Consider the following 14,257-nt stretch of genomic DNA (forward strand, 5'->3'; position numbering starts at 1 on the left):
CGTGATATACACTCAAAATATTATCAAAAATCTTCAGGAAGATTCTACTTTCCTTCCTGAAGATTTATTAATAGTACTCGGTCCTACAGCTAGTGGCAAAACCAAATTTGCCGTTGAATTAGCTAAACAATTTAATGCTGAAATTATTTCAGCAGATTCTAGGCAAGTATATCGACATATGAATATTGGTACAGGTAAAGATTTGGCCGAGTATCAAGATGTAGCATATCATCTTATCGATATCATCAATCCAGGTGAAAAATATAATATTGATAGTTTTATTGCGGATTTTGCGGAAGCCTATCAAGATATCTTGAGTCGTGGAAAGCGCGTGATAGTATGTGGTGGAACAGGCTTTTATATACAAAGCTTATTGCAGCCACAACCGTTTATTCGTATTCCTATTAACCTGAATTTGCGAGATGAATTGGAAACACGGGATAAAGAGGAGCTTGTGCAATTGTTAAGTGGCTTGCTCATTCCTAATGATTTTAAAGTGGATTTTTCTTCTCGAAAACGAATAATTCGTGCAATAGAAATTTGTGAATACCTAAGTTCTAATCCCGATTTCGCCTTTGAATCTAGAAAAAACTATGGTTATAAGATTATAGGGTTAAATCCATCCGTAGAAGTTCGTCGAGAACGGATAAGTAAACGATTAAAGCTACGTTTGGACGAGGGAATGATTGATGAAGCACGATCCTTAATGGAAGGGGGAGTGTCCTATGATGACTTGGAATATTATGGATTAGAATATAAGTATATCTCTTATTATCTAAAGGGCACTATTACATACGATGATTTTTACAAAAAGTTAGAAACCGAAATTCATCGTTACGCTAAGCGTCAGATGACTTATTTTCGTAAAATGGAAAAAGATAGCATTGCTATTAATTGGATCTAACGATAGGCTGTAAATAAAAAAGCGACTTCAAATGAAGTCGCTTTTTTGTAGCCCGTAGGGGAATAACACCTACTGAAAATGAGCCTATTTATCAGTGTTTTACAAACCTTCGTTTTCCCTACTCACCGAATCGCTCACTGGTTTGACATACGTTTTAGCTGCAATTGCTATTGGATAAATATAGTGATTTTTCTGAAAATTTAATTGTAAAAATCTCATTTAATTATCTTGTGCTTCGAATCCTTTCATCCCGAAAAAAGTTGTTAGTTATCAGTGTGTTTTACTATTTTCGGACAGAATCCTTAAATTTTTAAAGCTTTTAAAGTTGAAGTAGGTGGGGCTCATATTATTTGTTTACGAATTAAATACTACCCAAAAGAATAGTTGATTAAGTTATTATCTTCAAGTTTTCTCCCATATTCGATTTCGGTAATGATATGCATGCATATCATTTACGCAAAAACCAGTCTCTAAATTAATGAGATATAGGCTCTGAATTGGTCTTGATATCTTCTTAGCAGATTATCCAAATATATCATTAATTTCTAAATACTTTGGTTTTTGAAAGTATGGATAATTGATTTTCAGTAATTTTAATCCGTCTTCCCCCTGTTGATGTATTATAAAAGTTCTATCTTTAAAAGTCCCATTTAAGACAGATGCTAATTGATTGACCGTATATATTCGATATTCGGAATTAAACATATACAATGTTGGCGTGTTGACAATGAAAATACCTTCAACTGAATATGTTGAAATATCGCAATCAAAATGATGTTGTAAAAGATTCTGATTGGATGTGAACCATTTGACCTTATTACCCATTGTCTCATTATAACTTTTGCCTTTTTTGGGTCCTATTGTGAAAGCATTGAAATCATTACGTTGGTTAACAGGATCATATCGACTTTGTAAGTGTTTACAATCTACGATTAGAATTTTTCTCGTATCATGGGAGACAATTATGAAATCGACTTCTCCCAAACCTTTAGTGTCGAAATTCTCATATCCATTTGGAGTTCTGAGTTTCTTTATATTCCTTGAATATAGGCAATTCTCTTTCATCAAAATGTTTTCAACTTCATCATCTAGCCATTTATCATGTTGGTCTTCCTTTTTGTGAACATACTTCTTGAAGCACCTATTTTCAGCCCATTCTTTTGGAACCTTAGCCCAAGGAATAGCATTGGTAGCAAATTGAATAATAGATTCTGTCCAAACGTTTTTCCCCAAGAATGCAAAATCCTTTCCGTTTACATTCCAAATTATTATCGGTTTATACAAGTATCGATTTATATTGTAAGGTTTACAAGATAAGTCCAGCAACGACATTTTATTGTGTTTATCAAGTGTCAAACCTTTAAAAAACAGTTCACCAACAGAATAAGGAACCCCAAATAAACGCTCTAAATTACTCGGTAGTGCATCCCAATTAAACCCTTCATATTCGGATTTATTTTGATCGTGTATCGATCCTATGATGTGTCCAATATCTTTATATTTGATTCCAAAACAGTCCTCAAATGCTTTAAATAAGTCTTGAATGCCATTTTCATCACCAGCCGACTTTTCTATAAAATATCCATATAGTTCGCTTATATAGTCAAATACATGATTGTAGTGATGTCTTCGAGAAAAGACGTATAACCCATTTTTATCAAAATTTACTTCGGCTACATCTTCAATCATACTCTGCTCAGAATAAAGACTTACGCAGGTTAGAATCATATCTCCGAGAAATAAAAGATCATCTAATATTTTTTCTATTCTCTGCCGATCATTTGCTGTCGGCGCAATAATTTCCATAGGAACTTCGCATGCAAGTTCTATTATGAATTTCAATATCCTCCTGTATTTAGGTAAATAGCCTTCAGGAATAACATCAGAAAATTCATTTTCGCTATGCTTTACTGCGATCTCAACTGCATCTTCGTGAAACATTAAGACGGATTGATAAAAATAGTATGCAGTTTCGTAATGGCATATTCTTGTGAACTCCTGTATATAATAGTTTAGAGAAACCTTCAGTATTTCCTTGATTTGCAATTGAGTATATGATTCTATCCCGAATGTCGACTTCAATAAAATAGAAAGTTCCGCCCTAAACTTCTTCTCAGCAGTGTTGTCGCCAATATAAACCTTTAAATTGTTTCTAGTTATTATTAGAGGCATAAATAGTATTAGTTAGGTTTTGAAATATTTACTCCAGATAAGCGAGTGAACCATAATAAAAAATATTGGTGTGATCAATATTTTGACCAAATAATATATCCTCTCTAAATTCGCCTAGCTTATATTTATTTTGCATTTCATTAAGCGTATGGTATTCATTATCAATAAACTGCTTTAATGAGATATTGTATGCATCAAGGTACGTATGTCCTTGACATAAATTGATAGTTAATAAACATCCAAGTGCTAAGCATGCGTTATTGTCAGCAGGCCATTGATGGCTAATTAGTGATTGAAACTTATGGCTAAGCTTTGCTCCGTAGCCAATTGATGAAGGGGAATTATGCAAGGAGGTACTTGCTCCATCACATGCATTCAAAACTAATAGTCGGCGTCCATTTTGGCTTTCGTCCAATTGACCAATTTCCGAAAGTGATATTATTTGGCGTTCAATATTCTCCACTTCCATATTTAAAACTAGATGAGAGTCATATGGGGCAAAATGATCGAACTCTCCATGGCAAGATATCCAAACTAAATCGTAATTGCTAGAATGATATTCTGCGAGAAAGTCGCTTTTCTTTGCATCATGCCAATTGAAGCGTTTGTATGAAACGCCATGATGCTCAAAAATCCTACATATTGTGTTACATTCTAATTCCGAGGTCATACAGTCGCCCTGCCATATTAGAACGTGCTTAAGGCATCTCGCAGGTAGCGGTTTATAAAACGATTGGATTAAAGGTGGTGAATAGCCAAATGTTTTAACAAATAGGGCTTGAAGGGGCAACTGATATGTTGAGTAAAAATAATAACCTGAAGAATTTGTGACGGTTTTCTTTATTTTCTCTTCCTCAAGACCAAAGTAGTCAACTAAAACATTCTCAAAATCTTTCCCCATCAATTTATTAGGAACTCCTACACCGTACTTGGATGGCACTGGTGCCATATATGAAAAATCATCAGGTATCGTTACAGTCCAATTTAAAAAGTTATTTATCGCTTCGGTAATTCTCTTCCTAAAAACGTACGCATCCTTTTCTGAAAAGAGAACATTGTTTTGTCTCACATACATTGCTCCTTCGTTGGTATAAGGTGCTACATAGATGTTTTCGGAGCCAATCAATTCCTCTGGTGGTATTTGGAAATAATGCCCAATTAATTCGTTGAGCAAATCTACTTTACTGTTGGCTAATAATTGGTATGTAACAGGACTAAGTAGATTGAAAGACATACATATTTCATAACTTATTTCATTTTCATGATGATGATTTTTATTGACAAATGTGTGATAGGTAGAAATGGATGTTTTAATTGTTTGCCAATTTTCTATAATCTCATCAATATCACTTGAATGTTTGAGAGCAAATAGTTGCATTGGTTCATGTGCTTTCAGTTCGTGTCGACCATCAAGTAATTTATCAATCCACTGCATTTGAGCAATGCTGGTATACTCGTGCCCACAGCATGCTAAAGCGAATTCTATGTTTTTTTTCCATTTTTCGGGATAGCCAGCAGATTCATACAGGTACATAATTGCCGAGGTGGCTTGCTTTTTAATTTCCGGCAAATTATTGTTGCTCGACCAAACAATGATTTGAGCTAAAGCAATGTCTAAATTTTCATAGAAAAAGCACCTATTACATAAACCCAATAACATCTTAAATTGATGGTCAAGATAATATTTGGTTAAAGACTGCAGCCCACCATCAATTCTCGAATAGTAAAAAAGGTTTTGGGACCAACATATAAAATTTGGAATAATCCGTTCCCTTACATAAGGGATTTGCGCTGCAAAAAAAGATTCAATTATATCCGGATGAAAAGACCTTTCAACGCTCTCACTAACCTCATCTGAAATAGCGTTTACAATCCAATGAAAAAGCTTGTTGAATAATTTTGCTTCAGATAATAATGGAAGAACTGACGAGCATATTTGAAATCTCAGAAAATCTGTTATTATCCGTTGATGCACAGATGATACAACAATCCTATTTACACCCGTGCAAATTTTTGTAGCATATTCAAGAGCATCGTCCATTCCTTTTAATCGAACTTCCTCGTAAAAGACTCTTAACAAATTGTCAAAGGTCTCATTGGAAATTTCAAATTCCTGATGCCATATTTCATTTTCTTGGTCATTAGAAATTGAATAGAATTCTGAAAACAATTCTGCTGTGATCATAATGTAATATGATTTTATAGTATATATCTCATGTATATATTAAATCTTGTTCATTTTCCGGATAAGAATTAGTAATGCTCTTCCATAAAATCTCTTTTCATTTCCTTTTTGATATCTTCTTTCTTCCAAGCTATTAATTGTTCAAAGTAAGCTATGTGTTCGGCGTAGTCAAGAATATCAGGTAGGGTGTTTATCATGTTTATAATGCTTTGATAAAAATCTATTCTTCGCTGATATACGGGAACCCAACTTCCACTCATGCTTCCACTTCGGCCGAAGTCATTTTTTTTGGTAATCTCTATATCCTTACGAAGCAGAAGGAAATCTCTGTAATAAGGTATTATCCAGTCGTTATAATTGTTGTAGACCGTCTCAATTAGTATCAATAATACCTTGTCGTTTTGAGCGTACTTTTGGGTCAATTTAATAATTAGTGATTTCACCTTTTTCATACTATTCTCGTCAGCGCTTTTTAATCTGAACAAATTGAAAATTGCTTGTTCGTAAGTTGAACTGAATCTTTCTTTCTCTACTACATCGAATAATAGGTTCTCCACCAGTTCTTCATATTCAGGATATTCCCATAACAGGCTGATGTTGATATTACTTAGATTTATCTTGGCCGTGTAGCCTAAACCTATAGCTCCGTTGGAAAAGGTCTCGTGGATGAAATGTCTATCCAGATCCAGCATCGCCCTTAATTCCTTGTCTTCATAATCAAAACCAGGATCAATTTCATGCTGTGCCCAATACGCACTTTTTAGTTGCTCAATATGGTTGGAAAAGTATGATGCGCATTCTGAGAAAAAATCGTAACCAAAAGGATTACTTGTCTGATTTTTTCTAGCTAGTATAAGGCTCGCGAGATAAGTAATAATATTATGGTTACCTAATTCTGGGGCTTTCGCCTTATAGTTTTCAAAAGCCATCCAGTATTTTAAATAGTCGTGCATGTTATGGACGTTGACAGATCTGTTGCCGTTGTTAAAGAGTGCCAAAAGGAGTTTTAAGAAATGCTCGTTTATCTGTTGTTCTGGTAATGACGTCACCAAAACAGATTCCCAGAAAAACCTGTCTTCGAACTCGTAGCTGTCTACGATTCTGAATAGTTCTTCTCCTGTGATAATCTCTTCCTGTAACGGGATATGGAAAACCAGTGAACTCAATGGGAAATGGACTTTTCCGCTAAAGTGCAGTCGTAGCGCATTTTCAAATTGAGCTTTATCCTTTCTCGCTATAGCGATATAAATATTTGTAGCAGGGGCCTGCATATACTTGGCGGAATTACCTTGTTCTTGATCGTACAACGAATTAACATTTAGGAGCAGTTGTTCTAAATCTGGCCAATCACTCCCGTTTACGACGTCATTGATTTTGTTTAACCTTTCTTTTGGGCGTTCTTCCAAAGATTTACTTTTTCTATCTTTCCAATCCGGCTTTAAAAGATCGGACAATTTCTGTATATCCGAATTGATGAAATCGTTCCAGCTTTCAGGAATTGCTGTTGCTACTTTTTCCAGATGTTCGGAGAGTGATGATACAAACTTACAGTGGGAGGATTGCCTATGGTCCAATTTATGGGAAATAATTTTTTCATAAATCGGCAGCTCCTCTGCGTATAAACTTTTATCTATATCTCCTCCAGGATGAACGATTTTCATCAGTACTTTAGCACACTGTTTATTATCAATTTCAAACAAATCATACAATTGAGCAAGAATGCGCATTCTCAAATATGATAAAGCCTCTGATTTGTATAGATTGAAATTGTAATAGGTGAATTCATGGCCTTTGGTAGGGCCATATTGCGTATAATGCCATCCTAGCAGCACATCTGATAGACGAAGGAAAATACCATTTACAATTGTTTTTTGCGTATCATTCCATTTGTCGTCCAATAGGACATCGAAAAGCATATTCTGCCTTAGATATCGGTGTTCTAAGTCTTCTATCTTATATTTGAAATCTTCATTAATAGATTTTGAAATTTCAGGCAACAGACTTGGTTGCCGTTCTGCAAGTTCAAAGGTCAGTTTCAGAGACGGGTTTAAATACTCGTTAGGATGGTTCCAGAAGCGTTTCAGAAGTCCGAAATGTCTTGTTTCAGGCTGAAGACTATTTACGGTATCGAAGTTAAGAGAGCCTGGATGCTCTTCCTGAGGCAAGCTCATTATCCACTTTCTCAAATACAGGAGACAATCCAAATCCTTATAGATCCAAAATAAATCATAGAAAGCATATTGCCGCTCTTCATCGGATATGATTTGCTCGCTTACCTTATTCAGGTGAGGCAATACCAATTCCTTAATATGGTGATAGGTGAACGTGTTATTTACATCGACCAACGTAATACGGATTCTGTTGGAATGCTTTTCAATAAAAGTGGCAATCCAATCCCCATAATTAATCACAGCGGTCTGGTCATCGATAAAGCATTTATAGAAAGCGTAGGTTGACAAAACCTGGTCTGAGACCTTTACTATTTCATCAGCATACACATCTACCAATTCGTTGTTGTGCAATTCAAGGATAGCAGACCAGAGTTCATTCCAGTCAATTCCGAATTTATCTTCAATATCAGCCTTCAGTTTTTCGTTATTTCTGTCCAGAACACTAAAGAAAGAAACAATAGCAAGAGATTGTAGAACTATTGCATTATCAAGAATGCCAATCTCCTCCGATATCTTTTTGAAATACTTTTCATATAGCATTACAGGGCTATCCAAATAGTTTTTTTCCGAATCAGGCGTGACTGAATAGGTGGCCATCAGGGCCACTCTCACATTTCCTTTAGCCAGATCGACTATTTTTTGCTTTATCTCACGATGATATTGGAGATTGGGGAGCGCTGCGATAATTATGTTCTCTATTTCTGCGTCCTTGAATTCAGGAATATTAAACTCCTGATAGGACCAGTCTCCCAAGGCAGCCGATACCTGTTTTTTCACGTAGTCTCGGGACGTAATGACCAATTTTGCTGCGTACGATTTTGACTCCCTAAGTTTGCTGAGCAGGTAGTTTAGATTGTTGACCGACTTGTTGGCATCGTCAAATAATATAATGTACTGCTTGCCCGGTAAAAAAAGATGCCGATAGTCCTCCCACAGCGGTACACCTGAACTTTGAATGACTATGGGTATGTAGTCTACTTTTGAAAGCTCATCAAGTATCTTTACCGCCAATTTCGATTTTCCCACACCGGCACCACCTGACAATAGTAAGATGTCGTGCTTTTTTAGTGCGGCAATACCGTTTTTTATTTCTTCTTCCCTGCCAATAAATTCATTTGTGAGTGATGGCTGCAGTCCGGTCTTTGTTTTTAGAAGAAATTCTTCAAGTGGATAAATATCCCCCTTTAAAATTGGAATTCCTAAGTACCCATCCGCCAGTTTAGGAAATTCATTGATGAGTATGGGGAGATTCTGAATATTTAAAACCTCAATTTCAGCTTCGGGATGGTATGTCTTTACTTTGGTATCTAACAAACGATATTCTTCAGCGGTGATTTTCTCGTTACATGCTAAAACTACTTTAGCTACCTTCTCTTTAGGGATGGCTGTCTTACCTTCGTCAAAACAATGGTCTATATCTTTGCTCAGCTTCTGAAAGAAAGATTTAGCTTCTCCGATCTTTTCTTGCGTTGTACATTCGACAAATATGTATTTGTCGCCATCAACGAAGAAAGAATCGGGGGTACCTTTGCTTGTTTTTTCCTTGCCCACGACAGCACCAGGTGCACCTATGAATTTATTCCCCTGCAAATACAATAGGTGATTTACTAGCGTTTGAAATTTTGCTTGATCTATTGCCTTTAAAGCATTTTCAATCTGGGTAATGGTGTTCATAAAGTAAGTTATATTATTTCCATAAAGATACAAAATGTAACGCTGCTAGCATCTTAATGGGGTAATGGAAGGTAAAATATAAAAAATTGGATCTCAGTTCTGAAGATTTAGGCAAAGTAGATCGCTAATGTTTTCGATGGATTTTTTGTTTTGACTATATTTAATTATTAGATTATTTTTGAGTAAAGAATACAAGTCCTTAATCTATTATGCTCTTATTTATACTGTTAATCATTATTGGATTACTCTTTCTGGTACTCAATGTTAAATACTGGAAGATTACCGTTGAAGTTTTTAAAAGATTGATATTTTCTTTTAGAAGAGTGTTTTATTATTCTCTGGAGGGATATATTACAAAGCTTCAAAAACTAAAGAAGAATCTGCACTATTCAATCAATGCAAAAAGCGATGAGCTTTTTGAACCTCTTACGCCAATTGAAGACGGAGAGGACAATGATATTTACGATAAAGCGTTAAGCTTTTCTTTACTGGATAAGGATATTAAGAATATCGCCCTAACTGGGCCTTACGGGTCGGGAAAGAGTACAATTCTCAGAACATTTCAGAAAAACCACAAAGAATTCAGATACCTGAATATTTCACTGGCATCGTTTAAAGTTCATAAGGATGACGATGATCCTGATAACGAACTCATTGAAGTCAGCATTTTACAGCAGATTTTTTACCATGTAAAGCATAATGCAATTCCTGATTCCAGGTTTAAGCGGATCAGAAAAGCTTCCAAAACAAATTTGTTGCTGAAAGCTGCATTGTTGATCCTATGTGGCATTTGCTTTTTTTATTTAACCAAAACCTCACCGTTGCCCGCCATACCTGAATCAAAACCATTTTTAGACGGTTTTAGGCCTTATCTGCTGGTTGCCGCAATAATAGTCCTTGGTATTGGAAGCTTGTACCTGGTCTATACCATTTTCAAGCTATACAACAATTCAAAATTTAACAAGGTTAACATTACAAGCGGTGAAGTGGAACTTTCGGATCATTCGGATGCCTCAGTCCTGAATAAACACTTGGACGAAATCCTTTATTTTTTTGAAGTGACACCTTATAATGTAGTTATTATAGAGGATCTGGACCGGTTTCAAAATCCGGAGATATTCACCAAGCTGAGAGAGATCAATAATTTGATAAACAGTTCCAAACAGGTAGAAAAAAGGGTTGTATTCATCTATGCACTCAAGGATGATATTTTCACGGACGAGAAAAGAACCAAGTTTTTTGATTTCGTAATCCCTGTGATACCGGTTATCAATTCATCCAATTCCGAGGCAAAGCTGCTTGAACGTCTCGAAACAGCCAAGGTTTTTCCAGAGCTTTCTAAGAAGTTTGTTTCCGAAATTGCCCTTTATATCAATGATATGAGGCTTCTTAAAAATGTTTTCAACGAATTCATACTGTATAAGGCTAAACTTGGCACATTCGAACTAGATCCCAACAATCTGCTGGCAACGATTTTATATAAAAATCTTTATCCCACTGATTTTGCAGATTTAAATAAGGGCGAAGGACTGGTTTTTGATTTTTTTGCAAAGAGAGGTGAATACATTAAACAGATCACAAAGACCAAGCGGGATAGATTGGAAACAATTGAAAAAAAACAAGCGGATTTGGAGTTTTCGGTACTAAAAGATAGATACGAACTGCGATCACTTTATATTGCGAGATTGTATGAATTAATGCCCAACAACACTTACAGGCATGTTTATCTTGGTCAGGTTCCAGTAGCTTTTGAAGACCTGAAAACGGATGAAAATTTTGCTAAGCTGAAATCAGAAGTTTCCTTTAATTTTTATTCATCCAGCGGGTATAACAAACATAACAGTGGTCAAAATTTTAAATCAATTTCAAAGCAGGTTGATGAAAGCCAAGGCTACGACGAAAGGGAGCAGCAGATCACCAGTAGGGAAGAATATTTTTCAGAGCAGACCAAAAAAGAGGCGGAGAGCATAAGGGCAGAGTTGCTGGAAATATCTTTGTCCCCATTCCATAAGATCATTGCTGGTTTACCAGATAGTGAACTGGATCACTCGATAAAAGAGTCGTCCATTTTATTGTTCTTCATTAGAAACGGTTATATCAATGAGGATTACCACGATTACACCTCTCACTTTTATGAAGGTACTTTAAGCCGGAAGGATAAGGTTTTCTTGCTTAGTCTCAAAAACCATAAGGCACAAAATGCGGATTACACACTGGACAATCCTTCTAATGTAATTGAAGAAATCAAATTGATGGAATTTGGCCAGTATGAAGTGCTGAATTACTCTCTGCTGGATACCCTGTTACAGTCCAAAGATAAATATACGGTAAAACTAGAGGCTTTTTTAAAGCTTATCGTTTCGAATACTGCATTAGCAGGCCAGTTTAGGGACAGTTACCTTGAGAAAGGCAAACAGGTGCCAAAATTTGTAAATCAACTTTTTGCCCAATGGACTGGTTTTTGGGATTACGTAATCATCGAATCCGGATTTTCCGACGAAAAGAAACTTCAGTATCTGAAACTGATTTTGGACCATGCTGACTTGGAAACTATCAAATCACTCAATTCAAAAGGCAGTTTAAGCCTCTCCATTTCAAAGGATAAGGGTTTTCTAACCACAATGGGGCAGCTAGAATCGGCTGATAAGATTAAAACCGTTTTAAAATTATTGGATGTTAAATTCGATGATTTAGATATTGGCAATGATCAAAAGGAATATTTCGAAGTGGTATACGAAAATGACTTTTACAGGGTTAACGCACGAATGATCCACAAACTGCTTCACTTCAAGGAGATTGAAACTGAAATTCCAAGTGATGGGTTTAATAAAGCTAATTATACCACAATCCAAAACAGCGGACTGGTTAAGCTCCAAGAATATGTGGAACGGGATATAGACGATTATATAAAAGATGTCTTTTTGGCTTTGGGAACAAATAAAGATGAATCGGCAGAAAACCTGGTCAGTCTATATAAAAACATTGATATTGAGTTGGATAATATAGTTGCGATTATTGAGGCCCAGAACACGGTGATAGAAGATTTTGATCAGGTTGAAGAACATTTATGGACAGATTTAATGAAGGCAAAGAAAATAAGTCCAAAATGGACAAATCTTTACCCATACTATCAAAAAGAGAAAGGCTTGGATCTGCATTTGGTGAGCTTTTTGAATGTGAAGGATAATTTCGAAGCCTTATCTAAGCTAGATGTCACAGATTTGGAAGGCGATCAGGATGATATAGAGAAGTTCGCACTGGCAATAGCAACCAATGATACGGTCAGTTTAGAGAGCTTTAAAGCCTTGATTTCTAGTTTTCCTTACGAATTTGAAGACCTGGATGTTTCAAAGGTGCATCCGGAAAAAGTTAACGTTATGATTGACCATAAATTCCTATTGTATTCTTTTGTCAATTACAATCTGTTAAAAGCGAATTTCAATGGTAAAAATATCAGCCTGGGGGAGCAGGTTCCAGAGGTATTCATGGGAGAATTTACCGATCGGGGTTTCGATGCTAATGATTTTTTACTCGTCTTGAAATCTCAGAAGTTTACCTATGATCAGAAGATAACGGTTCTGAAAACGATAACAAGCGATATGCTAAATGAAAATGAAGACCTTAAAGCAGAAATGATAACGCTTCTGCTTACCCAATATGAAGAGATCAATTATTCGGTATTAAAAGGGTTGCTGGGAGCAAATCAGAATGATGAGAAAAGGGTTAATCTTTTGAACTTGCATTTAGATAAACTTAATCCCGAACAGATTAAAGGTGCCCTACAATCGTTGGGAAGAAAGTATGCTGAGGTTGCAGATAGAAATGAACCTAGATTAGACAACAATGAAGCAAACAGGGAGCTTGGTCGCATACTCGATGCAATCCATTATATTTCAAGCGTCACCGTCAAAGAAGATTATGTAAGGTTAAACCACTATAAAAGTGGTGGTCAGTAATTCCGGCCACGGTTTGTATTAATTAAGACTGAAATGAGCATAAATTTCAAGAATATTGCACTGCTTGATGAAATTGAAACCGCCAATAGGCTCATACGGCTTGGTTTTGGTGAGCTTCAGAACATTGATTATGCAAATAATTTCTACTTTTTACCTTTTCAACTGCTTTCCCAAGGGTTTGAGCGACTAATGAAAAGCTATATCTGCTTAGGTTATTACAACAGGCAAGGGGATTATCCCAACCTGAATTACATTAAGGGATTGGGACACGATCTTGAGGCTTTGATCAACAAGATTCTTGTTGATTTTTTTGATGATCATGGCAGATACTATTTGATTGGCGACAGGAATTTTTTAGAGAATGATGCTGAGTTGAAAGAGCTGTTATATATACTTTCGGAATTCGGAAAAATGGCCCGGTACCACAACTTCGACATTATAACCGCAAATCAGAAGCCAAGCGTTAACCCAAGGGAACTTTGGGAGCAGTTTGAGCATAAAATTCTTTCTCTTAATGGCTTTGAAAAATTTAATGACCGTGATTTGGAGAACGAGGTTTTCGGAGATATCTCGCGGACAATCATCATAATATTTGAGAAGTTTGTATCTGGACTGGCCAGGCAGTTTAATTTTGGTACACTTGGTGATCATGCCAAACAGTTTTCCGGCCATTTGTTTGATTTTGCAATGCTGTATCCAGATAAATTGGGCCAGACGGACTATCGTGTCAACACAACACGGTTTAAGGAAACACCAAAAAAAGTGCACAAACGGACAGCAATAGACGAATTGGAGCGAAAGCTTAATCCAAAATTTAGGTCAAAACTGATCAAGAAAAATGATTTTGACGGGAATTGGCCTTTTTATGCCGAAGAAGTTATTGTCGAATGTAGGAATAAGCATTGGTGCGTCATTACCATTGAGGGGTATGATTATGCTTTAAATGGTGCTGCTAAAGGGAAATATAAATTGGAGTCTCCCCATGATGCAGGAATGGCCATGCTTGGTGTTAGCATTGGAGATTTTATCAGCATAGCGCTCGCACTATAAATTTCCTGAACTCGGATTGATATTATCCTATCGGTCCGCAGGGAATCCTTATTGCTGTGCGAATAATTGTAACCTATTTTAATCCTTATATTATCCAAATTGACAAGGGGAATGCTTAAGTATTGAAATATGACTGATGGTGTAG

The 14,257-nt window shown here is 36.1% G+C and carries 6 protein-coding genes; 3 read left to right on the forward strand and 3 right to left on the reverse strand.

The annotated features are described in order from the left end of the window. Window position 1 precedes the first annotated feature (1 nt). Entirely contained in the window at window positions 2-904 is a 903-nt protein-coding gene (gene miaA / locus IPZ78_RS10835; protein ID WP_225553569.1) for a tRNA (adenosine(37)-N6)-dimethylallyltransferase MiaA, read from the forward strand. A 522-nt stretch (window positions 905-1,426) separates the two neighbouring features. Here the strand turns inward: miaA and IPZ78_RS10840 are convergent. The 3 genes from IPZ78_RS10840 to IPZ78_RS10850 form a co-directional block, all read right to left on the reverse strand. After that, complete coding sequence (locus IPZ78_RS10840; RefSeq protein WP_225553570.1) at window positions 1,427-3,076, reverse strand: hypothetical protein; 1,650 nt, start codon at window positions 3,074-3,076, stop codon at window positions 1,427-1,429. A gap of 28 nt (window positions 3,077-3,104) precedes the next feature. Further along, a complete protein-coding gene (locus IPZ78_RS10845; RefSeq protein ID WP_225553572.1) occupies window positions 3,105-5,261 on the reverse strand; it encodes a CHAT domain-containing protein in 2,157 nt (718 codons plus the stop codon). Between the two features lie 68 nt (window positions 5,262-5,329). Next, a complete protein-coding gene (locus IPZ78_RS10850) occupies window positions 5,330-9,106 on the reverse strand; it encodes an nSTAND3 domain-containing NTPase (protein ID WP_225553574.1) in 3,777 nt (1,258 codons plus the stop codon). 209 nt (window positions 9,107-9,315) lie between these two features. Here IPZ78_RS10850 and IPZ78_RS10855 point away from each other — a divergent pair, with 209 nt between their 5' ends. Together IPZ78_RS10855 and IPZ78_RS10860 are read left to right on the forward strand one after the other, a co-directional pair. Beyond that, window positions 9,316-13,062, forward strand: coding sequence for a YobI family P-loop NTPase (locus IPZ78_RS10855; RefSeq protein ID WP_225553577.1), 3,747 nt, complete (start codon window positions 9,316-9,318; stop codon window positions 13,060-13,062). Between the two features lie 33 nt (window positions 13,063-13,095). Next, complete coding sequence (locus IPZ78_RS10860; RefSeq protein WP_225553578.1) at window positions 13,096-14,112, forward strand: hypothetical protein; 1,017 nt, start codon at window positions 13,096-13,098, stop codon at window positions 14,110-14,112. Window positions 14,113-14,257: the final 145 nt, after the last annotated feature.

Source organism: Sphingobacterium bovistauri, assembly GCF_020295405.1.
GTDB lineage: Bacteria > Bacteroidota > Bacteroidia > Sphingobacteriales > Sphingobacteriaceae > Sphingobacterium > Sphingobacterium bovistauri.

Bases quoted from the DNA above. Each gene is read 5' to 3' on its own strand.
- IPZ78_RS10850 (WP_225553574.1), bottom strand. From the start codon at position 9,106: ATGAACACCATTACCCAGATTGAAAATGCTTTAAAGGCAATAGATCAA.
- IPZ78_RS10860 (WP_225553578.1), top strand. From the start codon at position 13,096: ATGAGCATAAATTTCAAGAATATTGCACTGCTTGATGAAATTGAAACC.
- IPZ78_RS10845 (WP_225553572.1), bottom strand. From the start codon at position 5,261: ATGATCACAGCAGAATTGTTTTCAGAATTCTATTCAATTTCTAATGAC.
- IPZ78_RS10840 (WP_225553570.1), bottom strand. From the start codon at position 3,076: ATGCCTCTAATAATAACTAGAAACAATTTAAAGGTTTATATTGGCGAC.
- IPZ78_RS10855 (WP_225553577.1), top strand. From the start codon at position 9,316: ATGCTCTTATTTATACTGTTAATCATTATTGGATTACTCTTTCTGGTA.